This window comes from Arthrobacter sp. 10T44 (genome assembly GCF_056393885.1).
In genome coordinates, this window is sequence record NZ_JBFTGT010000001.1 from 499177 (window position 1) to 521815 (window position 22639).

Genomic DNA, 22639 nt, shown 5'->3' on the forward strand with positions numbered 1-22639 from the left:
AACGCAGGTGACGGACATCGCAGACGCCGCGGCCGCCCTGCCGGGCTCCGCGGCAGGAATAGCCGCGCCGGGGGTGGTGTTATGGGTCTTGTGCCTATCTCCGACGGATCCCCCGCTCCCGCATCCCTGACTTCCCCGGGCGGCGTTGCCCCCGCTACCGGAGCCGCCGGTGACGCCGCTGGCCCCGCTGCGGCACCTGGACTCAAGGCAGTGGACAAGGACACGACGGCGGGGATCCTGTTCGGCATCGGCGCCTACGGCTTATGGGGCCTGCTCCCGCTGTACTTCTTCGTGCTGCACCCGGCCAGCGCCGTCGAGATCGTGGCCAACCGCGTGGTCTGGTCCCTGCTCTTCTGCGTCCTGCTGATCACCGTCACCCGCGCCTGGCGGGTGATCGGCGCCGCGTTCCGGAACCGTACCGTGATCGGTCCGCTGGCCCTCGCGGCCGTCCTGATCGCGATCAACTGGCTGACCTACACCTACGGCGTGACCACCGGCCAGGCCGTCGAAACATCGCTGGGCTACTTCATCAACCCGCTCGTGTCCGTGCTGCTGGGCGTCTTTGTCCTGAAGGAAAAACTGCGGCCGCTGCAGTGGGCCGCCGTCGTCGTCGGTTTCATCGCGGTGGGCGTACTGACATATTCCTACGGCAAGCTCCCGTGGATCGCCCTGACCCTGGCGTTCAGTTTCGGCCTCTACGGCTTCGTCAAGAAACGTGTGGGTCCGCGGGCGGACGCGATCACCAGCCTGTCGGTGGAAACCATCGTGCTGGCGCCGATCGCCGGCGTGACCATGATCGTCCTGGCCCTGACCGGCGCCGCCTCGCTCACCACCAACGGCGCCGGACACTTCTGGCTGCTTGCCGCGTCCGGCGTCATCACCGCTGTCCCGCTGCTGTTCTTCGGCGCCTCCGCGCGGCGGCTGCCGATGACCACGATCGGGCTGCTGCAGTACTTCGCCCCGGTACTGCAGTTCATCGTGGCGCTGGTGGTGTTCAAGGAGGCCATGACCCCGGAGCGCTGGATCGGCTTCAGCGTCGTCTGGCTCGCGCTGTTGCTGCTCACGGCGGACATGCTGCGGACGGCCCGGAAGAACTCCGTCACCCGCAGGCTGGCCCGCGCCGCCGCCTAGGGCAGACCAGCCCAGGCGGCGGCGCCGGCTTAGTCGTCCGGGCTGGTGTCGATGCGCACGTAGTCGCGCGGCACTACGACCATGGGGACCGGCAGGGCGCGGAGCACCTTGTTGGCCGTGCTGCCGATGAAGAGCTTGTTCTTCTCCGCCAGGCGGGACGAACCGACAATCATAATCTCCGCGTCGTCCCAGTCGAGGTCATCGATGGCTTCCTCAATGGTCCGGCCGTGCGCGACCTCCACGGTGACGTGGTGTCCCGCCGGCAGGCGCTCGGCCGCGGCCTTCAGGACGGTGTTCGCGTGGACATGCGCGGCGTTGACGTTTTCGCCGCCGTCGCCCTCGGCGTCCAGTTCGACGAGCGAGACCAGCCGCAGCGGCACGCCGCGGCGCTCGGCCGACTCAATCGCGACGTCGATCGCCGCCTCCGCGCCGGTACGCTGGCCGACGGCGAGGGTCAGCCGGGTGATGGGGTCGGTGTTGCGGTAGCCGCGGGGCGCCAGCGCAACCGGCACCGGTGAGGCATGCAGCAGGGCGTTGGCCACGCTGCCAACGCTGTACCGCTTGAACAGGCCGCTGTTCGCGGCACCCACGACGATCAGGCCGGCGCGGTATTCCTTGGCGGCGTCGATCAGTCCCGCGGCGAAGGAATCAGCCTGGCGCACGTGGAACCTGGCCTCCAGGCCCTCCGGAACCAGGGACAGGCCCTGCCGCTCCGCCGTCAGCACGGACTGCTCCGCGGCACTGACGCGGTTTCCCTGCGGGTTCAGCGCGACATAGGGTGTGTTCCGGTCCACCACATGAACCAGGTCCAGGTGCGCGCCCTGGGCGCGGGCCATGGCGGAAGCCAGGGCGACGGCGTCGGCGCCGCGGTCGTTGGGTGTGTAGCCAACTACGTATCGCATGTAAGAACCCCTTATGGGTCTGGGGCAGAATCCAGCTTGGCTCCGGGGTTCCGGGCGACGTCGGCCGGTCTGCGTTCCTGCAGTGGTAGGAACGACTCTAGCCCAGCGTTGCGGGGAATAGTGGGTGACTTTTGGCCCTGCGGCACGCAAATTTCCGCGACTACGCTGAAGCCGTGGAGGGGAGCTCACCATGAGTCTGACCAGGAACACCGGGTTCGCGGCAAAAACGAGCGGGCTGGGAGTGCTGATCTTCCTGTTCGCGCTGACCGGCTGCACCCCTTCTTCGCCCCAACCCTCCGGGAGCAGCCCCGCGTCGGCGACGGAATCAGCGACGGCATCGGCGACGTCGACCTCCACACCTTCCGGCGCTGCGACGCCCTCATCCACCGCCTCGGCGACGCCGTCGGCCTCCGCGACGCCGTCTCCGGATTCCGACGAGACCAAAGCCCCGCAGGACGGCGACCGCGTGATCTCCTCGACCATTACCCATGACTGGGCCTGGCCTGGAGCGAAGTCGCCGTTCAAGACCACGCACAGCAATCCCGTACCGTTGGCCCCGCCGCCGGCGGAGCCCCTGCCCACGCTGTACGCCATTGGCGCCGGCCAGCACCCCTCGGACACCCCGCCCTATGACCAGCTGAGCTTCCGGTTCAACGGCGCCTTTCCCAGTTACGACATCTCGTTCGTCCCCGAACTGATCGCCGACGGCAGCGGCCTGCCCGTGCCGATGCCCGGGACGGGCGCCATCCTGAAAGTTGTCTTCCACGGCGCCCAGGCGCACACCGCAGACGGGAAGGGCAGCACCGTCAAGAGCAGCCCTGCCCCGTCGATCGGCTACCGGGCACTCACCCGCTACGCCCCGGCCGGGGACTTCGAAGGGGTCCTTAGTTATGGGATCGGCGTCGGCCGCCCGGGTACCGCCGTGCAGCAGACCAAGGTGCGGGTCTACGAGGTGGAGAAGATCGAACAGGGCCGGCACCTGTACGTCGTCGCGATCCAGCTCGACGCCAGCTCCTGGATGTAGGCCCGGACGCGAACGAGCCGCGGACTTCTCGGTCCGCGGCTCGTTCATGTTGCTCTGTGTTGTCCCGCTGGGGGTGTCCCGCCGGGGTTGTCCCGCTGGGGTTGTCCCGCCGGCGCTTAGGCGTTGGCGCGGACCGCCGCGGCCAGCACCTCGAGTCCGTCCAGCAGCAGCTCGTCGCTGATCACCAGCGGCGGCAGCAGCCGGATCACGTTGCCGTAGGTGCCGCAGGTGAGGATGATGACACCCTCTTTGAGGCAGGCAGCGGCAACGGCCTTGGTCAGTTCCGGGTTCGGTTCCTTGGAGCCGGCCTGGACCAGTTCGATCGCGAGCATGGCGCCGCGGCCACGGATGTCACCGACCACGGTGAGCTCGGACGCGAGCTCCCGCAGCTTGCCCAGGGCAAGTTCCTCGATGTGGCGGGCCCGGGCGTTCAGGTCGTACTGCTCCATCGAGCCGATGGCCGCCAGCGCCGCGGCACAGGCCACCGGGTTGCCTCCGTAGGTGCCGCCGAGTCCGCCCGGGTGGACGGCGTCGAGCAAGTCGGCGCGGCCGGTGATGGCGGAGAGCGGCATGCCGCCGGCGATTCCCTTGGCCATGGTGACGATGTCCGGGATGACACCCTCGTGATTCACGGCGAACCATTCGCCGGTGCGGCAGAACCCGGACTGGACCTCGTCGGCAATGAAGACGATGCCCTTCTCCTTGGCCCAGGCGGCAAGGGCCGGCAGGAAGCCCTCGGCCGGGACGATGAAGCCGCCCTCGCCCTGGATGGGTTCGATGATGATCGCGGCCACCGACTCGCCACCGATCTGCTTCTCGATCATGGTGATGGCACGCTTGGCGGCCTCGGCGCCGGTGATCTCCGGGTTTTCCTCGCGGTACGGGTAGCTCATCGGCATCCGGTATACCTCGGGCGCGAACGGGCCGAAGTTGGTCTTGTACGGCATCGCCTTGGCGGTCAGCGCCATGGTGAGGTTGGTCCGGCCGTGGTAGGCGTGGTCGAAGGCGACGACGGCGTCCCGGCCGGTGGCGAGGCGGGCCACCTTGACGGCGTTCTCCACGGCTTCGGCGCCCGAGTTGAACAGCACGGTCCGCTTCTCGTGGTCGCCCGGGGTGAGCCGGTTCAGCTGCTCGGCGACGGCGACGTAGCCCTCGTAGGGCGTCACCATGAAGCAGGTGTGGGTGAAGTGCTCCACGGCTTCCTTCACCGCGCCGACGACGGCGGGATCCGAGGCGCCGACGCTGGTCACGGCGATGCCGGAGCCGAGGTCGATGAAGGAGTTGCCGTCGACGTCCTGGATGATGCCGCCGTCGGCGTCGGCGACGTAGACCGGAACGCTGGAGGCGACGCCGGACGCGACGACCGCCTTGCGGCGCTCGGTCAGGGCCACGGACTTGGGGCCGGGGAAGTCGGCCTGGACGCGGCGCTTCTGCTCCAGACGGTAGGTGAGGTCGTTTGCTGTGGTGGTCATGGGGAAGGCCTTTCTAAACGTGTAAGGGTCGGCGGGGCCGGGTCTGGCGGGAGCGTTAGGCAGCCGCGTCAGGCATCGAGCGCACTCATGACGTGCTTGATGCGGGTGTAGTCCTCGACGCCGTACATCGAGAGGTCCTTGCCGTAGCCGGACTGCTTGAAGCCGCCGTGCGGCATCTCGGCGGTGAGCAGGATGTGGGTGTTGATCCAGACGGCACCGAAGTCCAGGTCGCGGCTGACCCGCATGGCGGTGCCGTGGTCCGTGGTCCAGACGCTGGAGGCGAGGGCGTATTCGACGTCGTTGGCCAGTTCGATCGCCTCGGCCTCGGTGCTGAACTTCTGCACCGTGATGACCGGGCCGAACGTCTCCTTCTGGACAATGTCGTCGGTCTGCTTGGCGCCGGTGACAATGGTGGGCTCGAAGAAGAAGCCCTTCTCCCCCGCCCGGTGGCCGCCGGTCTCAATCTTGCAGTTCGCCGGCAGGTGCTCAACAACGTTGGTGACCGCGTTGAAATGGTTGACGTTGTTCAGCGGGCCGAAGTAGTTGTCTTCGTCGTTCTGCGAGCCGGTGTGCAGGGTCTTGGTGTGTTCCACCATGGCGGCGACGACGTCGTCGTGCACGGAATCCTCGACCAGGACCCGGGTGATTGCCGTGCAGTCCTGGCCGGCGTTGAAGAAGGCGAACTCGGCGATGGCCGCGGCGCTCTTCTTGATGTCTGCGTCCTTGAACACGATCGCCGGTGCCTTGCCGCCGAGCTCCAGGTGCGCGCGCTTGAGCCCTTTGGCGGCGCCGGTGGCGACAGCAATGCCGGCCCGGACGGAACCGGTGATGGAGACCAGGCCCGGGACCTTGTGCTCCACCATCATGGCGCCGGTCTCGCCGGTGCCGAGGACGACGTTGAGCACGCCGGCGGGGAGGATCTCGCCGGCGAGGCGGGCCAGGACCAGGGTGGATTCCGGCGTGGTGTCGGAAGGCTTGAGCACCACGGTGTTGCCGGCGGCCAGTGCGGGGCCGATCTTCCAGATCGCCATCAGGAACGGGTAGTTCCAGGGGGCAACCTGCGCTACGACGCCGATCGGTTCGCGGCGCACGTAGGAGGTGTGGCCCTCGAGGTATTCACCGGCGGACTTGCCCTCCAGGATCCGGGCGGCACCGGCGAAGAAGCGCAGCTGGTCTGCCCCCGCGGCAACCTCCTCGGCTGCGATCAGGGAGCGGACCTGGCCGGTGTTGCGGTGCTGGGCCTCGACGAGTTCGTCACTGTTGGCTTCGACGGCGTCGGCGAGCTTGAGGAGCATGAGCTGGCGCTGGCCGGGGGTGACGTGCTTCCAGCTGGCGAAGGCGTCCTTCGCGGCGGTCATGGCGGCGTCGACGTCGGCCTGCACCGAGACCGGCGACTTGGCCACCACCTCCCCGTTGGTGGGATTGACAATGTCCAGCAGGGCGGTCCCGGCGGGGGTGACGAACTCGCCGTTGATGAAGTTCTGCAAGGTTTGAACCACGGTGTACAACCTCTTTCGTGCTGGCCTCGGAAAGGCAGGTATGAGGGGATCTGCGACTGCTCCGAGCCTATGCCAGGCACGCAAGGCAGGGAATAGGCAGCTGCACACCGAAGCAGCGCGACTTTAGTGCGGTTGACCAGCCCCCGGCTATCCTGATTCCATGGCAATTTCACTCGCGGCCCTGCTGGGGGTTCCGTCCCTCAAGCTGACGAAATCGGGCCTCGCGGAGACCACCTGGCACCAGGACATCCACTGGGTCGCGGTGACGGAGCAGGAAGACCCGCAGCGCTTCCTCAACGGCGGGGAACTGGTCCTCACCACCGGGATGCGGCTCAGGACCGCCCCGGAGCAGCGCCGCTTCGTCCGCCAGGTCCAACGCGCCGGCGCCGTGGGCATCGGTTTCGGGATCGGGCTGACACACGACGCGGTGCCGCCGGCCCTGATCGCCGAGGCCAACCGCTGGGGCCTTCCGGTGGTGGAAGTGCCCTACGAGACACCCTTCATCGCCATCGGCAAGCTCGTGGCCGACGCCCAGTCCGCGGACCACTACGCCAAGCTGGAGCGCCTGATCGCGGGGCACCAGGTCTTGGCCCGCGCCCTGCTGACCGGCGGCGGCCTCGCCGAGCTGCTCAGGCACCTCGGCTCCATGCTGCGCACCGAGATCGTCCTGACCCAGTTCACCGCGCAGCTCTACAACAGCGCCGCCGGCAACCCCTCCCCCACGTCGGACGGCTGGGCCTCGTACCCGATCCCGACCGGCCGCCGCGACGCCTGCACGCTGTGGGTCAGGCACCCGTTCGAAGACTCCGGAATCATCGGCTATGCGCAGAACCTGATCAGCGTCGAGCTCAACAACATGGTCAAGCAACGCCAGTCGCAGCGCGCCCTGGCCGGGCAAGTGCTTGAGGACGTGATCCACGGGACCCTCGATGCCACCGAAGCCACCCGCCGGCTCGCCGGCATCGGCGTCAACAGCACCCGCAAGAACGTGGTCCTGCTGGCGGAATCGGCCGCCCACGCCAAGCAGCTGGGCAGCTCCTCGCTGCCTCAGCCGCTGGCGGCGGCGGTGACCGCCGTCGTCGGCAAGGACCTGGTGGTGCTGGTGCACGACGACGGCAGCGGCGCCGGCGCCCTGGCCCGGAGCCTCAGCGACCACCTCGCCGAGGCGGGCATCCACGCCACGATCGGCATCGGCGGGGCGTACACGAAGCCGAACGGCCTGCGCTGGAGCTACTTCGAGGCCCGCGACGCCGCCAGCCACGGACTGCCGGTCAACGAGCCGGAGCGGCTGAGCCTGACCTCGCTGCTGCTGGCCAGCGAGGACGTTCCGCTGGCGGACATGGCGAACGAGTCGCTGAACCCGCTCCGGAACTTCGACGCCGCGCACGGCGCCGAACTGATGACCACACTGGAGAGTTACCTGAGCAACAACGGTTCGGTCGCCGCCGTCGCCGAGGAGCTCACCCTGCACCGCAACACGGTCCGCTACCGGCTGGCGCAAATCACCGAATTGACCGGCTACGACCCGGCGCAGACCGCGGACCGGGTCCAGCTCTGGCTGGCGCTGGCCGTGCAGCGGCTCAGCGCCCGGCAGCCGCGCTGACGCACCAGCCCCCGCCTCCAACAACGCGGGGTCAGACCGCGCCCATCCGGCAATTGCCGTGGGAACGTTCTGACCCCGCGTCGGAGTGGAACCAGCGCGGCTAGCGGGAGAGGCCCTTGAAGACGTTCTTCGGCCGCTGCATTTCGCCGTGCTTGGCGCCCAGGACGATCACCCACCCTGCGAAGACCGGGATGGCCCACTGCAGGATCTTCAGCTGCTGCTGGGCAGAGCGAAGTTCCTCCGAGGCGCCCGGCTTGGGCTCGGTGGCGCCCTCGGCACCCTCGGCGGCGAGCTTGTCCACCTTCGCGCCCTGCAGTCCGGCGTACAGGGTCACGGCTGCACCGGCCAGGGTGACGATCGACTTGTAGATGCTCAGCCGGGTCACGCCGTCCTGCTTGGTCATCCGGCCCTTGTTCTCCCACATGATGGCGAGGCCGGAAAGGAAGTGCGCGCCGAATGCGGCCGTCTGGTACGGGGCCCACTTCTTCCAGCCCAGGCTGGACAGACGGGTGCGCTCGGCGGGATCCTTGGCCTCCGCCGTCGCGCCGTTCAGCCCGATGGCGCCCATCAGCGAACCGCCAAACCACGCGCCGGCGGTCAGGTCGTGGATGGATCGGGCAACAAGATTACCTGCCATGGTGAGCTTCCTATCGTGTGAATTCGAATCCGGAATGGTGCGGCCACATGCGACGCCGCACCCCGGACATAGTAAGCACACTTACCAACAAGTTGGTAGTCCCGGTTTCGGGCCGCCGACCGCCGGACGGAGCTTCCAGGCAGCCGATCCGTTACGCGTAAGCTCGAAGCAATGGAAGAAATCAGCAGGGAGCTCCCGCAAGGGCAGGCCGTGCCGCGCCACGCGGCTGGCATCGGCGAAGCCGCCGATGCCGCAGAGGCCGCCTCAAACAGCAGGGTGCTCGACGTCGTCGCGCGGTGGGGGTTCGCCGTGATGGCGTTGCTCCACATTGTCATCGGCGTGATCGCCGTCGCGCTGGTCCTGGGGGCGCCGGGCCAGGCCGAGCCCACCGGAGCGATCGAGCAGCTCGCCGCCAACCCCTGGGGTCCGGCGGTGTTGTGGCTCTGCTTCACCGGCTGCGCCGGACTCGCCCTGTGGCAGCTGAGCGAGGCGACCCTGCGGGCCAGGCACCTGCCCCGCGGTGAACGGCTGGGCAAGCTGGTCTCCTCGGGCTTCCTGGCCATCGCCTACGGCAGCGTCGGCTTCACCTTTGCCAGCTTCGCCCTGGGTTTCCGCAGCGACTCGGGGGATTCCACCGCGGCCTTCAGCGAAGCCCTGATGAACCGGCCGCTGGGCGCACCACTGCTGATCGGACTGGGACTGACCGTGGGTGGGATCGGCGTTTTCTTCGTGGTCAAGGGCCTGGGCAAGAAGTTCAAGGAGGAGCTGCGCCACTTCGAAGGCACGCACCGCGGCCACCTCATCAGCGGCCTGGGCGTGGCCGGCCACGTGGCCAAAGGCCTGGCGCTGGTCCTGACCGGTCTGCTGTTCGTGATGGCCGCGGCCACCAATGACCCTGGCTCGTCCACCGGGCTGGACGGAAGCCTCAAGGCGCTGCAGCACCACCCGTTCGGGCCATACTTGCTGCTGGCCATTGGCGCAGGGTTTATGGCCTACGGGGTTTTCGCCCTGATCCGCGCCCGGTTCGGCCGGATGTAGCGCAGGTTTCCTCCCTTGTTGCCGAGCGGAGCCGGGGATATCGTTTTAGCTACCCGGCACGGCGTTCCCTTCTCTTCCGACAAGTGCCGCGCACGCCCCCGGTGGTCGGTTCTTCGAGGTATGGCCATGAGCTACGTCCCAGTCAGCAGGCGCACCATCCGGCGCCACCGTGAGTCCGAGCGGTCCACCCGGCGCCTGGTGATCGTCCTGTCCGCGGCGGCGGCAGTGGCGTGGCTGCTTTCGGTCACGATGTCCACGGCGGTCCGGGTGGGCGGCTACGCCCACGACCTGGCCGTCGTCCTGCACGTCCTGTCCCTGGTGGTGTCTTTCGGCGCCATCATCCTGGTCGACTGGCACGGCTTCCTGTGGCTTGTCGGCCGCCGCAAACTGGCTGAAACCATCCGGCTCGACGGCGCTGCCACGCCGCTGATCTGGGCCGGTCTCGCCGGCCTGCTGGCCACCGGCGTGTTCCTGAACCCGCACCTGACCAACCCGATGACAGACGTCAAACTGGCCGCCGTGCTGGTTCTCAGTCTGAACGGCATCATGCTGATCCCGCTGATGCGGCGGCTGGTTCATCTTCCTCCGGAAACCCCGTTCCGGGGCCTAAGCGCCGGTCAGCGGACCCACCTGCTGGTCTGCCTGGTTATCTCGCAGGCGTGCTGGTGGACGGCGATAATCATCGGATTCATCAACGCCGAGTTCTGACGCGCCGGGTCCTGAGCGTCACACCGGTCAGCGCAGCGGGACGACCGCACCCTCCTGGTACAGCAGCGCCCGGATCTCCGATTCGGCCGAATCCAGCCGCTTCGGATCGATGGTCTCCCCCGCCGCGAAGTGGTCCAGCAGGCGCGGATCGACGTAGCTCTTTCGGGCGATCGACGGCGTGTTGCCCAGCACCGCCGCGGCGTCGACCATGGCGCGGCTCACGGCGCGCTTCCGGGCCGAGACCTTGGCCTGCGGGCCGCTCTTCGCCAGGCTCACGGCCGCCGCGACGGTGCCGCGCAGGGTGCGGAAGTCCTTCGCGGTGAAGTCCGCGCCGGTTCGTTCCTTGACGTACTCGTTGATCTCGGCGCTGGTGACCGGATGCCAGCTGCGGCCGTTCTTGTAGGCCAACAGCCGGGCGTTGCCGCCGCGGCGCTTGAGCGAGCGCACGACGGCGGCGAGGTCGGCGTCGTCGATCCGGGACTCCCAGGTCTTGCCGCTCTTGGCCGGGAAGCTGAGCCGGAGTTCGTCTTTGCGCACGTTCACGTGGGCGCAGAGCAGGGTGGCCAGTCCGTGGCTGCCGTTCTCGTTGGTGTACCGCTCGGAGCCCACGCGCAGCGATCCGCTATCCAGCATCCTGAAGGCGGCCGCGAGCACGCGCTCCCGCGTGAGTCCTTCGGAGCGCAGGTCCAAGGTCACCAGGCGGCGCGCGGACGGCAGGGTTTCCGCGAGTTGGAGCGAACGGTCGAACTTCAGCCGGTCCTTCCGCTCCCGCCAGCTTGGGTGGTAGATGTACTGGCGCCGGCCGACGGCGTCGACCCCGGTGGCCTGGATATGCCCGTTCTCATACGGCGCGATCCAGACGTCGGTCCAGGCCGGCGGGATCCCGATGCTTTCCAGCCGCTCCCGCACCGGGCCGGCCGGCAGGGTCGACCCGTCCAGGTCCTTGTAGCTGAACCCGCTCCCGGCGGGAACCCGGCGGTAGCCGCGGCCGGACGCGTTGCTGTGACGGAGCCTCATCGGCCGGATCCTGGGTGCCTGGCAGTGTCCATGACGGTAAGCCTACTGACTACCCGCAGGGAATGCGCCGTTAACAACCAACGCGGGGTCACTTCGCGCCCGTCCCGGAGGGGATTTTGGGCGCGATGTGACCCCGCGTTGCAGTTGTGAGGCGGCCGCTCAGACCTCCGCAGCGACTCCGCCGCGGGAGATCTCCACCATGTCCTCGCGCGGGACCACCTTGATGCGTTCGCGCTGGACGCTGCCCGCGCCGGCGCTTGCCTTTTCGCCGAGGGACCGCTCGTGCGCGTCCAGGGCCAGCCAGCCCTCCCAGCTGGTGTACTGCACGCCCCGGTCTTCCAGCAGTCCGACGATCGCCTCCGGCGCGGGTGCCGCCGCCGGCGGCAGGCTGCCGCGGTCCTCCAGCAGGTAGGTCACGGTTTCCAGGGCGTCACCCTTGGTGTGCCCGATCAGGCCCACCGGGCCGCGCTTGATCCAGCCGGTCGCGTAGATGCCGGGCACGTGGGCTCCGGAGGCGTCCAGCACGCGGCCGCCGTCGTTCGGGACAACGCCCTTGCTGTGGTCGAACTCGACCTCGGGCAGGGCCGAACCGAAGTAGCCGATGGCGCGGTAGACGGCCTGGACCGGGTAGTCGATGAACTCGCCGGTGCCGCGGGCGTTGCCCGTGCCGTCCAGTTCGGTGCGCTCAAACTTGATGCCGGCGACGCGGCCGGGGGCGGCGGCGTCGTCGAAGATCTCGACCGGGCTGTGCAGGAAGTGCAAGTGCAGGCAGCGGGACGCGGTGAGCTCGGAGAGATCCTCCGGCTGCTCGGCGATCCAGTTGGTGAGCGTGCCCACCATGGTCTTGGTCTGGTTGTTGCTTTGGATCTGGCGGTCAGATTCGGCGTCGAACTCGAAGTCCTCCGGGTAGAGGACAATATCGACGTCCTTAGAGTGGGAGAGTTCGCGCAATTCCAGCGGGGTGAACTTCACCTGCGCCGGGCCGCGGCGGCCGAAGACGTGGACGTCGGTGACCGGGGAGTCCTTCAGCGCTCGGTAGACGTTGTCCGGGATCTCGGAGACCAGCAGGTCATCGGCGTGCTTGGAGAGCATCCGGGCGACGTCCAGGGCCACGTTGCCGTTGCCGATCACGGCGATTTCCTTGGCCTCCAGCGGCCAGTCGCGGGACACGTCCGGGTGCCCGTCGTACCAGGAGACGAAGTCGGCCCCGCCGTAGGATCCCTCAAGCTCGATGCCCGGGATGTTCAGGTCCGCGTCCTTGATGGCGCCGGTGGCGAAGATGACGGCGTCGTAGTGGGTCCGGAGGTCCTCGAGCGTGAGGTCCGTGCCGTAGTCCACGTTGCCGAAGAATCGGATGTCGCCGCGGTCCAGGACCTTGTGCAGGGCGTTCACGATCCCCTTGATCCGCGGGTGGTCCGGCGCCACACCGTAGCGGATGAGCCCGTAGGGCGCCGGGTAGCGGTCGAAGAGGTCGATGCTGACGGTGAGCTCGCCGCTCTTGACGGCCTCGCTTTTGGTCAGGATGTCCGCGGCGTAGACGCCGGCGGGGCCGGAGCCGACGACGGCGACGCGCAGCGGGCGGGCGGCGGTTCCTACAGGGGTGTTCGTTGACACGGCTGTGTTCCTTTGGTTCGATCCGGGTGCTGCGGGTGAAACTAGCGGGCGGCGACGCGCGGGGCGTTCGGGGAGGTGGTGCTGTAGTCCGCGGTCTTAAAGTGCGACGGCGCGAACGGGCTGACGCGGACCACGTCGCCGATCACGATCACGGCAGGATTCGCGACGCCTGCTGCCTCCGCCTGGTCCGCGATGGTTTCGAGCGTTCCGATGGTCACCCGCTGGTTGGGCAGGTATCCATTCTCTACGATGCCAACAGGCGTCCCGGCTGGCAAACCGGCGCGTCCCAGCGAGGCCGCGGAATCGCGCAGTTGTGCTACGCCCATGAGCAGAATCACGGTGTGGTCGGAGCGGGCGGGCACCTCGGAAAGCTCCTCGTGGCCGGTGACTACGCTGAAGCCCTTGGCGAGTCCCCGGTGGGTGACCGGGATGCCGGCGGCGGCGGGGACGGAGATCGCCGAGGTGACGCCGGGCACCACTTCAACCTCGACGCCGTGCTGCCGGCAGAATTCGGCTTCCTCGCCGCCGCGGCCGAGGACATAGGGGTCGCCGCCCTTGAGCCGGACCACCCGGTGGCCGGCGAGGGCTTCGTCGACGAGGATCCGGTTGATTTCGGACTGCGGGACCGGGTGGTGGCCGGGGGTCTTGCCGACCTCGATCACGCGGACGTCGGGGGCCAGTTCGGCCAGGAGCTCACGCGGGCCGAGCCGGTCGGCGACGACGACGTCGGCCTGGCCCAGGAGCCGCCGGCCGCGGACGGTGATGAGTCCGGGTTCGCCCGGCCCGCCGCCCACGAGCGCCACCGTGCCGTCCCCGGCGCCTGGGCCCGTGCCCGAAGCGCGGTGTCGGCGCAGCGGCAGGTCTCCCGCGGCCAGGGCGGTGGCGACGGCGTCGCGCAGGGCCATCGCCCGGCGCGGGTCTCCCCCGGCGTTGACGGCGATCTTGACGTCATCCACGACGGCGACGGCCGGCGTCCAGGCGGCGGAGGCCTCGTGGTCGGAGGCGTTGACGCACCAGATCCGCTGCGCCTCGGCGTCGGCGGCGACCTGCGCGTCCACGTCGGCGTCACCGGTGGCGGTCTGGACGAACCAGACGCCGTCGACGTCGGAGCTGCGGTAAGGGCGGGGCTGCCAGCTGAGGAGCCCGGCGTCGACCAGGTCGTTTAGGGCCGGGCAGGCAAGCGGCGCCACGACGGTGACTCGGGCGCCGGCGTCGAGCAGTCCCCTGGCGCGGCGTGCGGCGACGGGTCCGCCGCCTACGACCAGCACGGGCCGGCCGAGCAGGCGCAGCGCGGTGGGGTAAATGTCCTGAATTGCCATGCATCGACGATAGGGCGGCGTCCGAGAGCGGAACAACGGTGCGGAAACACCCGTTCACGCAGGGTAACGGGGCGTAACCTGGGGCTCCGCCGGCTGGCAGTCCGGCCGATGTTTGGGTGAGGCGACGAGTTCTGAATAGCCCTCGTCCCTACTTCACCGCAATGACTTCGACCAGTTTGATGTCAGGATCCTTGGCCAGCAGCTCCGGGCCGTGTTGGCCGAGGGCAGCAGGAATGGCCCCGTTGAGGTGGGCCTGCCGGTCCTCCTCGGTGTCAAAAGTGTCGAAAATGCCGAAGGTGTTCTCGTTGACCCGGAACGCGTACCAGGTCCTAGTGCCCGGCTCGGTGAGCACGATCTCCCTGCCGCCGTTGAGGAAGTCCCAGACTTCCTGTTCCTTCCCCGCTTTCGCTTCGACCAGTGCCAGCACTCCAAATTTCGGTGCCACGGCTACCTCCTTGGAATTGGGATGGTTTGGCCGGCAGCCCGGCCTATAGCCGTGAGTGTAGGCACGCGGTCGGGGCGGAGCAAGGGGGTGGCGGCGTTAGAGCGATGTATCGGTCCAGGGCAGGCAGTGGCTGCCCTCTGCGGGTGCATCCGCTCATTGTCGCCACTCCCCAATACAATTGCTCCGACCGGGCTAGCCGGTCCCGAAATGGGGGAAGGGGACTTAGTTGTCTCTGCGCGAAAACGTCCGTACTCGGACGCGCCCTGGCCGAATGACCAGGGCAGTAGCCACAGCCGGGAGCATCGCACTGCTTGCCGGTCTTCTGATGGCTCCGGCAGCGCAGGCGCTGCCGATGGAAACTGACATCATCGCCGAACAGCCGACACCCGCACCGGCACCAGCGGACACGCCTGCCGAAACACCGCCGGCGGAAATAACACCCGTCGAAACACCGCCGGCGGAAGTAACGCCCGCCGCTCCGCAAAACGTCAGCCCGCCGGTTATCGAGGGTGACCCTGTCGCGGGAGGCACACTCACCTCGACAGGCGGCCAGTGGAACGGCGCCGGCTGGATCAAGTACAGCTGGATCGTCGAAGGTGTCACAGTTCAAGCCGCCGACCACGCGGTTGGTGAAGCTGACGTGCTGCACCTTGATCCGTCCATGGCAGGCAAATCGGTCCAACTGACGGTGCTGGCCTCACTGGAGGCCCAGGGACCCGGCACCGAGCTGGCGGCGACGCCGGTAACGGTTCGTCCGGGAGCTTTCGCGGGGGTCAGCTGGAACAACGCCGTAGCCGGCAAACCCGTCGTCGGGCAAGCGCTGTCGCTGAGCGCACCGACGTGGAGCGACGCCGTCCAAGGTGCAGCAATCGGCTACCAGTGGTACCGCGGACTTGACCCCATCACTGGTGCGACGGGGCCGAGCTACACTGTCGCGGCCGCCGATGTCGCACAGAAGCTGTGGGCCAAGGTGATGCTCTCCGCACCGGGCCTCACCTCAGTGGAACTCACTTCCGCCCAAGTCACCGCCGGCAAGGGAAGCTTTGTGGCCGCGCCGGTTCCGACAGTCAGCGGTGTAGCGAAAGTGGGCCAGTTGCAGAGCGCCAATGCCGGCACGTGGGCGCCGACCGGGGCCACGCTGTCCTATCAGTGGTATCGCGGAACGGGAGCCATCGTTGGCGCAGTCGGCCGCACCTACGCCACAACTGCACTCGACTACAGGAAGACGCTCAAGGTCAGGGTGCGTGCAGCCAAGCCTGGCTTCACAACGCTGGACCGCTACTCCGCCGCCCGGTCGATTGCTGCCGGAACCATCGCGGCCACCCGGTCGCTCACGGTAACCGGAACCCACCGCTATGGGCAGACGGTGAGAGTTTCTCAGGGTTGGACTGCCGGTTCGACCATCCGATACCAGTGGTACCGGAACGGCGTCGCTCTCAGGGGAGCTACGGGGTCCGCCCTGCGACTCGGCGGCGGCCACGTCGGCGCTCGGGTCGCTGTGAAGGTGACCGTCACGAAACCGGGCTATGCCGCCCGCGCCGCCGTCACCAAATCCGTGGTGGTTGGTAAGGCGCTCATGACGGTCAGGTCCGTCCCGAGAATCAGTGGCGGGCGCGGGCTGGGCGGCACGCTGACAGCGGCGCCTGGTAGCTTTGCTCCGGCTCCGACGTCCTTCGCATACCAGTGGTACCGCAATGGAGCTTCCATCCCCGGCGCCAGGTACCGCACCTACAGGGTGGCTGCAGCGGACAACGGTCGGTCCATTTCCGTGAAAGTCTGGGCGGCCAGGCCTTATTACGAAACCCGGGCCGCCTCTAGTGCAGCAATAAAGCTTCCCGTCTGGGCTGTCACCGTGCTTCGCGGCGACGGCACGTACCGTGTCGGAGTCAACATCAGGCCAGGCCTGTACAAAGCTACGGGGACGGGCAGTGGATGCTACTGGGAGAGGCTCAGCGGCTTCTCCGGAAAACTCAGCCAGATCAAGGCCAACAACTATGGATCGGCGCGGACTTACGTCCAGATCGTTCCAGGAGATGTTGGATTCAGCTCGGACGGCTGCGGCTCCTGGACGACCGTCCCGTCCACCGGCGCCAGGTCCAGCCGGATCACTACCGACGGCACCTACCGCGTCGGCATCGATATCCTGCCGGGCACCTACTACGGCTACGGGGCAGGGAAGTCCTGCTACTGGGCCACGCTCCGCGGTTTCCGGGGTACGTTGAGCGATATCATCGACAATTACTACGGTGCGGCCAGAACGATCGTCACCGTCCCCGCCGGAACTAGTGGCTTCGAAGTCAGCGGCTGCGGCACGTTGACGCGCGGCTGACAAACGGAAACCAGAAAGCCCGACGGCGATAATCGCCGTCGGGCTTTCTTGTTCAGTCTGGGGCGCCAGAGACCTAACGGGTGCTACCGGCGAGGAGGCCGCGGCGGCGGAGCAGGCGCTTCTCGATCGGGGCGAACACCAGCAGTTCGATCAGGATCCCGACGCCGAGGATCAGCAGGATGGCGGACATGACGATGGTCATGTCGGAGAGAACGCGGCCCTGGTCCAGCATCGAGCCGAGGCCGAAGCCGATGGTGCCGCCAACGGCGATGATTTCCGCGGCCATGAGCGAGCGCCAGGAGAACGCCCATCCCTGTTTGAGGCCGCCGAGGTAGCCCGGCAGGGCCGCCGGCAGGATGATCTGCAGGGCCAACTGGAGTCGGGAAGCGCCCAGTACTTTTCCGACGCTGCGGTACTGCGGTGGAATCTGGTCGACGCCCGAGACCAGCCCGTTGATGATCGACGGGATGGCACCCATGAACACCACGAAATACACTGTGGCATCAGTGATCCCAAACCAAAGAATGGCGGCCGGCACCCAGGCCACAGACGGCAGGACTTGCAGGCCCGAGATCAGCGGCCCGAAGGCGCGCCGCAAGGGTGCCACCTGCGCCAGCACGAGCCCCACCGGCGTGGCAATGACCACGCTGATCAGGAAGCCCAGCACGCCGCGCTGCAGCGAGGTCCAGACAGCCTCCTGCAGCTTGCCTTCGCTCCAGAGGGTGCCGACCTGGCCGATGACATCCAGCGGCCCGGGCACGACGTCGCGCCGCTTGAAACCGAGGGATACGTACAACTGCCAGAGGATCACCAGCACCGCGAGCGCAGCCACCGGCAGCAGGATCCGGCCCCAGTCGATGCGGGCCCTGCGGAGGGCGTCGGACTGCAGGGAATCGAGGCCTGCTTCGAGCTCGCGCAGGTCTTCCTTTCCGCTGGAGGAACGGGTCAGGGCGGCGGTGACCTTGCGGGTCTCGGCCGGAGCTACCGCCACGGGAAGTTGGCTATTTGGCATGGCGACGGATTTCCTCTCGCAGCCGGGCGGTGATTTCGCCGGTGAGCTGGCCGGCCAGGCCGGCGTCGGTGCGGTGTTCCTCGCTGACCTGCCATTCGCGCACCACGCGGCCAGGCCGGGAGGAGAGCAGCAGCACGCGCTGGCCCAGGCGGACGGCTTCCCGGACGTTGTGCGTGACAAAGACGATGGTGCGGCCGGTTTCCTTCCAGATCCGTTCCAGTTCGTCGTGGAGCAGGTCGCGGGTTATCGCGTCCAGGGCCGCAAAGGGCTCGTCCATGAGGAGCAATTGCCGGTCTTGGGCCAGGGAACGGGCCAGGGATACCCGCTGGCGCATCCCGCCGGAGAGTTCGTGGGGCCGTTTGTCGCCGGCGCCGCCCAGGTGCACCAGGTCCAGCAGCTCCCCCGCCCGGATCCTGCGCTCGGCTTTCCCGATGCCTCGCAGCTTCAGGGCCAGCTCGATGTTTTCCCGGGCGGTCAGCCACGGGAAGAGTGCCGCGTCCTGGAACATGAACGCCGCGCCGTCGCTGGGCACTTCGAGCGCGCCCGACGTCGGGGCTTCCAGTCCCGCCATGATGTTGAGCAGGGTGGACTTGCCGCAGCCGGACGCACCGAGCAGGGCGACGAATTCGCCCTGCCCGATGGCGGCATTGACGTCGTCCAGTACCGGGGCGCCGTCGCCGAAGCGCTTGCCCAGGTTTTCCAGTACGACTGGCATGGTCGGGTCCTTACTGTTGTGGCGGGTGGCTGGAGGCTAGGGAGCTAGTCCTTGCCTAGCCCTCCGGCGGAGATCTTTTTGCCGGCCGCAGTCTCGCCCAGGACACTGTTGAGCGACGTGAGGTCGAAGATGCCGTTGATGTCGGCCTGCTTGGTGGTTCCGGCGTCGACGCCGTCCTGGAGCAGTTTCTTGTAGGTCCCGGCGAGCGGGTCGGTGGTGAAGACGATGTTTTTCAGGGACCGGTCGATGACGTCGGCCGGCAGCGCCTTGCCGGCGGCTGCCTTGAGTGCGTCGTTGAGGACGGTGGCTTTCTCGGCGGCGGGAGCCGCGTTCAGCCAGTCGACGGATTCAACATGGCCCTTGAGGAGCGCCTGCACGGTGGCCGGGTGCTCGGCCGCGAACGTCTTGTTGACGATCAGGACGGTGGTGACGAACTCGCCCTTCTCCCACAGGTCCTTCTCATCGACCAGGACCTTCGCGCCGGCCTGGAGCACCAGGCGTGACGCCCACGGCTCCGGCAGCCAGGCGCCGTCGAGCTTGCCGTCCTGGAAGAGTTTGAGGGTCTGGGCGTTCTCGGTTGGGTTGATCGTGACGTCGCCGCTGCCGTCTGTGGAGGTCTTGAACCCCTGATGGCCGAGCCAGGCGCGCAGGGCCACGTCCTGGGTGCCGCCGAGCTGCGGCGAGGCGAGCGTCTTGCCTTTGAGGTCGGCGGCCGAGTTGATGCCGGGTTTGACCACCAGTTGCGCACCGCCGGCCGTGGCGCCGGCGATGATGCTGATGGATTCGCCTTTGCTCTTCACGTAGGAGTTGATCGCCGGGTTGGGGCCGATGTAGGTCGCGTCGATCGCGCCGGCGTTGAGCGCTTCGATCGCGGCGGGGCCGGCGTTGAAGACCTGTGTGCTGAGTTTGGTTTGGCCCAGTTCCTTGGCGATGAACCCCTTGGTGACGCCAATCAGGGCCGGGCCGTGGGTGATGTTGCCGAAGTAGCCGAGCCGCAGTTCCGCCGCCGGGGCGGTGCCGGCGGCCGGTGCTGCACCGGCGTCGTTGGTGCGGGACACCGTCGAGGCGACGGCTGCGCCGGCGCCGATCAGCAGGGCGAGGCCGACGGCGACGCCGATTTCGACTGTGCGCCGGCGTTTCGGCTTGGCCGATTCGCCGGCGACGATCCGGGTGGTGCCGGGGGTGGGGTTCTTGGGCGTGGATGACATGGGAGGATCCTGTTCGTGGGGTGCGGGTGGGCCGGGCGGGTGGTCAGCGCCGGCGACATCGCCCCTGGAGTGCCCTGAGGGAGGGGCTGTTGAACCGTTCCGGAGTAGTCATGGACTCACCCTAGGGAGGGTCACGAACCGGGTTCAATGGTGCGGAAACCCGGGGTCACGCAAGTTCATGCAGCGTCATATGCGGACCCTGCATTCGCACCCGGCCGGGGGCTCAGTCGCCTTTGATGTTCACGAGCTGCCGGAGCTTGTGCCGCACGCTGACCAGGTCAGCAGAGTCGCGCATCACCAGGTCGATGGGCTTGTATGCGGCCGGGATCTCGTCGATGAAGGCCTCGCGGGGCCGGAATTCGATGCCCTGCATGGCGGTCTTCAGCTGCGCGAGCGAAAACGCTTTCCGCGCGGCGGTGCGGGAATACTCCCGGCCGGCGCCGTGCGGTGCGGAGTTCAGCGACGCCTGGTTCCCCCGCCCGACGACGATGTAGGACGCCGTGCCCATGGACCCGGGAATCAGCCCGGGATCCCCGGCCTGGGCCCTGATCGCGCCCTTGCGCGAGACCCAGACGGACTTACCGTAATGCATTTCCTGCGCGGTGAAGTTGTGGTGGCAGTTGATCCGTTCGAGTTCCCGGACCGGGCCGCCGACCCAGGACTCGAATTGCTGGACCACCCGGTCCATCATTTCCTCACGGTTCAGCAAGGCGAAGTGCTGCGCCCAACGCAGTTCCCGGAGGTACCGGAGGAATTCGGGGGTGCCTTCCTCGAGGTAGGCCAGGTCCCGGTCCGGCAGGGCGATGTGCCGGCGCAGGGCCATGCTCCGGGCTTCGGCGATGTGCCGCTGCGCGATCTTGTTGCCCACCCCGCGGGAGCCCGAATGCAGGAACAGCCACACCGCGGCGTTCTCATCCACGCACACCTCGATGAAGTGGTTGCCCGAGCCCAGCGAGCCAAGCTGCAGCTCCCAGTTCGCCGCGTACTTGGCCGGGTCAAAGCCCGCTTTCGCCGCCAGCCGCCGCAACTCGGCGAGCCGGGGTCCGGCGGTGGCAGAGATCCTGCGGTTGAAGTGGCCGGCGGACAAGGGAATGGCGCGCTCGATTGCCTCGCGCAGCCGCTGCAGGTCCCGGGGCAGCTCCTTGTGCGCGTACTGGGTGCGGACGGCGATCATGCCGCAACCGATGTCCACGCCCACGGCGGCCGGGATGATCGCGCCCACGGTGGGGATGACGGAGCCCACAGTGGCCCCCTTGCCCAGGTGGGCGTCCGGCATCAGCGCCAGGTGCGGGTAGATGATGGGCAACTGGGCCGTGGCGAGGGCCTGCCTGCGGGTCTCGTCGTCCAGGATCGATGCCCAGCTGAAGAGACGGCTGTTGATGGCTTCCAACGCTCTGCCCTCCCACGACGATGATGGTCCGCCGGGGGCCGGGTGGCAAGGGACGACCGTTGCGGCGACTTGGCCGGCTTTGACGAGCCCCGCGGCCATTGCTGGCCACGCAGCCGACTGCCATTCTTACTGAACCGGGACACGCAGGAAAGGACGAGACGATGCCCCTCTATCTGTCGAAGTTCAGCTACACACCCGAGACGTGGGCGAGACTGATCAGCAAACCGGAGGACCGCAGGAAGGCCGCCCAGGCCTACATCGAATCGGTGGGCGGGAAGCTCCACGGCTTCTGGTATGCCTTTGGCTCCCACGACGGCTACAACCTGTGGGAGGCGCCGGACAACGTATCCATGGCTGCCGTTGCACTCGCAATCAGCGGAGGCGGCGCACTTAGCTCCTTCGAGACGACCGTGCTCCTGACGGTCGACGAAACAATGGAAGCACTGGCCAAGGCCGAGCAGATCAAGTACCGGCCGCCGGGCACCTGATTGTTTCGGGTGCGGCAGGCTCAGTCCTGCATCCGCTCCAGCCGGTACGTCAGCTTCGCCTCCCGTTTGGGGTCGCCGCCCAGGGACTTGGTCCGCGCAATGTAGTCCGTTCCCCACGTCTTGAGCAGGAAGTCGTCGGCAATCCGGACGTGGCCGGCGGGGAATTTATAGTCCATCCGCTTCGCCACGACGGACCAGTCGGCGGCACCGAACAGCTTCTCGGCGTCGGCCACGGTCCGCACACCGTTGGCCGCCAGCACGTCCCCCAGCCAGCCGTACTGCCGGGCCTGGCTTCGGGGGTGTTCGGGGAGCAGCCGCGCAAGCATGTCATGGAGGATGTCCCCGGTGAGCTCGGTGGCGGGATTCGCGGCGAACTCGGCCGTGCTTTCGGCCTGGCGGCGTTTGACGATGTCGTTGATTGCCGAGAACTGGGCGTCGGCGAGTTCGATCAGGGTCGACGCCATGGTGAACGCCCGGTCCACTTCCGCGTTGGCCTCCGCGAGTCCCTTGTACCGGATGTCATGCTCGAAGGCCGCCCAGGCGTGCTGCAGCACCGTCCGGATCTGGACTTCGAAGCGCTCCCCGATGAACGTGTGGCAGCCCACCGGCACGTTGCCGGCAGGGACTTCGAGGATGAGGTGCCGGCCGGCGTAACCGATCTGGCCGTTCCGCCGCTGGGAGCTGGTCTTGTCGTCGTCCTCGCGGCAGTCGAATTGCCCCTTCAGCGCCGTGGCAACGTCCGCGATGTCGGGTTCCAGGAACATGATGATCCGGACACCGATGAGGTCATCGAGCTGCTCGAGCCCGCGCTCGTATTTGAATCTGCCGTCGGCGGTGAGGCGGTCCAGCTTTTCCTTGACCGAGCCTGGGTCCTTGACCCGGGCCTGCACGGTGTGGTGGTTGAGACCATCGTCGCGGAGCCGGGCGCGGATGGCATCCCCGATCGCGTCCGAAGCCGCATTCAGCCGGGGCAGCAGAACACTGTATTGCTCCAGGGACCTGGCAACAACGGAATCATGGTCTTCCAACCGCTCCCCCTCGGATCAACGCGCAGCGCCTCTACTCAGCAGGGTATCCAAGGGCGCCGG

Annotated in this window: 20 protein-coding genes; 7 read left to right on the plus strand and 13 right to left on the minus strand. The window is 67.8% G+C overall.

The genetic code is table 11. The features are described 5' to 3' along the window. Positions 1–81: 81 nt before the first annotated feature. Complete coding sequence (rarD, locus tag AC1DBL_RS02335; RefSeq protein WP_441416934.1) at positions 82–1131, plus strand: EamA family transporter RarD; 1050 nt, start codon at positions 82–84, stop codon at positions 1129–1131. A 29-nt stretch (positions 1132–1160) separates the two neighbouring features. On the opposite strand, the gene AC1DBL_RS02340 is transcribed toward rarD, so the two are convergent. Next, positions 1161–2033, minus strand: coding sequence for a universal stress protein (locus AC1DBL_RS02340; RefSeq protein WP_441416933.1), 873 nt, complete (start codon positions 2031–2033; stop codon positions 1161–1163). 190 nt (positions 2034–2223) lie between these two features. On the opposite strand from AC1DBL_RS02340, the gene AC1DBL_RS02345 reads away from it, so the two are divergent. Further along, positions 2224–3057 carry an AMIN-like domain-containing (lipo)protein gene (locus tag AC1DBL_RS02345; RefSeq protein WP_476925385.1) on the plus strand — a complete coding sequence of 278 codons (834 nt, stop codon included), beginning with the start codon at positions 2224–2226 and terminating at the stop codon, positions 3055–3057. A 116-nt stretch (positions 3058–3173) separates the two neighbouring features. On the opposite strand, the gene gabT is transcribed toward AC1DBL_RS02345, so the two are convergent. Together gabT and AC1DBL_RS02355 are read right to left on the minus strand one after the other, a co-directional pair. Next, positions 3174–4529 (minus strand): 4-aminobutyrate--2-oxoglutarate transaminase, encoded by a 1356-nt coding sequence (gene gabT / locus AC1DBL_RS02350; protein ID WP_476892064.1) that lies wholly within the window; start codon positions 4527–4529, stop codon positions 3174–3176. Positions 4530–4597: 68 nt separating this feature from the next. After that, positions 4598–6028 carry a gamma-aminobutyraldehyde dehydrogenase gene (locus tag AC1DBL_RS02355; protein ID WP_476892063.1) on the minus strand — a complete coding sequence of 477 codons (1431 nt, stop codon included), beginning with the start codon at positions 6026–6028 and terminating at the stop codon, positions 4598–4600. 160 nt (positions 6029–6188) lie between these two features. On the opposite strand from AC1DBL_RS02355, the gene AC1DBL_RS02360 reads away from it, so the two are divergent. Continuing rightward, positions 6189–7631 carry a PucR family transcriptional regulator gene (locus tag AC1DBL_RS02360; protein ID WP_476892062.1) on the plus strand — a complete coding sequence of 481 codons (1443 nt, stop codon included), beginning with the start codon at positions 6189–6191 and terminating at the stop codon, positions 7629–7631. Between the two features lie 100 nt (positions 7632–7731). On the opposite strand, the gene AC1DBL_RS02365 is transcribed toward AC1DBL_RS02360, so the two are convergent. Next, a complete protein-coding gene (locus tag AC1DBL_RS02365; protein ID WP_441416928.1) occupies positions 7732–8268 on the minus strand; it encodes a hypothetical protein in 537 nt (178 codons plus the stop codon). A gap of 171 nt (positions 8269–8439) precedes the next feature. Here AC1DBL_RS02365 and AC1DBL_RS02370 point away from each other — a divergent pair, with 171 nt between their 5' ends. Both AC1DBL_RS02370 and AC1DBL_RS02375 read left to right on the plus strand, forming a co-directional pair. Beyond that, the gene (locus tag AC1DBL_RS02370; RefSeq protein WP_441416927.1) at positions 8440–9306 is read left to right on the plus strand and encodes a DUF1206 domain-containing protein; all 867 of its coding nucleotides are present in this window, start codon (positions 8440–8442) and stop codon (positions 9304–9306) included. 126 nt (positions 9307–9432) lie between these two features. Continuing rightward, entirely contained in the window at positions 9433–10014 is a 582-nt protein-coding gene (locus AC1DBL_RS02375; protein WP_441416926.1) for a hypothetical protein, read from the plus strand. 27 nt (positions 10015–10041) lie between these two features. On the opposite strand, the gene AC1DBL_RS02380 is transcribed toward AC1DBL_RS02375, so the two are convergent. The 4 genes from AC1DBL_RS02380 to AC1DBL_RS02395 form a co-directional block, all read right to left on the minus strand. Then, complete coding sequence (locus tag AC1DBL_RS02380; RefSeq protein WP_441416925.1) at positions 10042–11031, minus strand: DNA topoisomerase IB; 990 nt, start codon at positions 11029–11031, stop codon at positions 10042–10044. A gap of 159 nt (positions 11032–11190) precedes the next feature. Continuing rightward, positions 11191–12645: an FAD-dependent oxidoreductase gene (locus tag AC1DBL_RS02385; RefSeq protein WP_476892061.1), complete on the minus strand. Its 1455-nt coding sequence runs from the start codon at positions 12643–12645 to the stop codon at positions 11191–11193. Between the two features lie 41 nt (positions 12646–12686). Then, a complete protein-coding gene (cobA, locus tag AC1DBL_RS02390) occupies positions 12687–13964 on the minus strand; it encodes a uroporphyrinogen-III C-methyltransferase (RefSeq protein ID WP_476892060.1) in 1278 nt (425 codons plus the stop codon). A 148-nt stretch (positions 13965–14112) separates the two neighbouring features. Next, positions 14113–14409 carry a putative quinol monooxygenase gene (locus AC1DBL_RS02395; RefSeq protein WP_476892059.1) on the minus strand — a complete coding sequence of 99 codons (297 nt, stop codon included), beginning with the start codon at positions 14407–14409 and terminating at the stop codon, positions 14113–14115. A gap of 271 nt (positions 14410–14680) precedes the next feature. Between AC1DBL_RS02395 and AC1DBL_RS02400 the strand changes: the two genes are divergently transcribed. After that, entirely contained in the window at positions 14681–16738 is a 2058-nt protein-coding gene (locus AC1DBL_RS02400; RefSeq protein ID WP_476925386.1) for a hypothetical protein, read from the plus strand. 73 nt (positions 16739–16811) lie between these two features. Here the strand turns inward: AC1DBL_RS02400 and AC1DBL_RS02405 are convergent, their stop codons facing one another. From AC1DBL_RS02405 to AC1DBL_RS02420, 4 genes are all read right to left on the minus strand, one after another. Beyond that, positions 16812–17750: an ABC transporter permease gene (locus AC1DBL_RS02405; protein WP_441416921.1), complete on the minus strand. Its 939-nt coding sequence runs from the start codon at positions 17748–17750 to the stop codon at positions 16812–16814. Continuing rightward, on the minus strand, positions 17740–18465 hold the full coding sequence (locus tag AC1DBL_RS02410) for an ABC transporter ATP-binding protein (RefSeq protein ID WP_476917026.1): 726 nt from the start codon (positions 18463–18465) through the stop codon (positions 17740–17742). Before AC1DBL_RS02410 ends, AC1DBL_RS02405 begins: the two co-directional genes overlap by 11 nt. 44 nt (positions 18466–18509) lie before the next feature. Further along, positions 18510–19673: an ABC transporter substrate-binding protein gene (locus AC1DBL_RS02415; protein WP_476925387.1), complete on the minus strand. Its 1164-nt coding sequence runs from the start codon at positions 19671–19673 to the stop codon at positions 18510–18512. Positions 19674–19896: 223 nt separating this feature from the next. After that, positions 19897–21063 (minus strand): RtcB family protein, encoded by a 1167-nt coding sequence (locus AC1DBL_RS02420; RefSeq protein ID WP_476925388.1) that lies wholly within the window; start codon positions 21061–21063, stop codon positions 19897–19899. Between the two features lie 161 nt (positions 21064–21224). Here AC1DBL_RS02420 and AC1DBL_RS02425 point away from each other — a divergent pair, with 161 nt between their 5' ends. Next, positions 21225–21551, plus strand: a complete 327-nt coding sequence (locus AC1DBL_RS02425; RefSeq protein WP_441416917.1) for a GYD domain-containing protein — start codon at positions 21225–21227, stop codon at positions 21549–21551. Between the two features lie 20 nt (positions 21552–21571). Here AC1DBL_RS02425 and AC1DBL_RS02430 read toward each other — a convergent pair whose 3' ends face one another. Next, positions 21572–22579, minus strand: coding sequence for a GTP pyrophosphokinase (locus tag AC1DBL_RS02430; RefSeq protein ID WP_476925389.1), 1008 nt, complete (start codon positions 22577–22579; stop codon positions 21572–21574). Between the last annotated feature and the right edge of the window lie 60 nt (positions 22580–22639).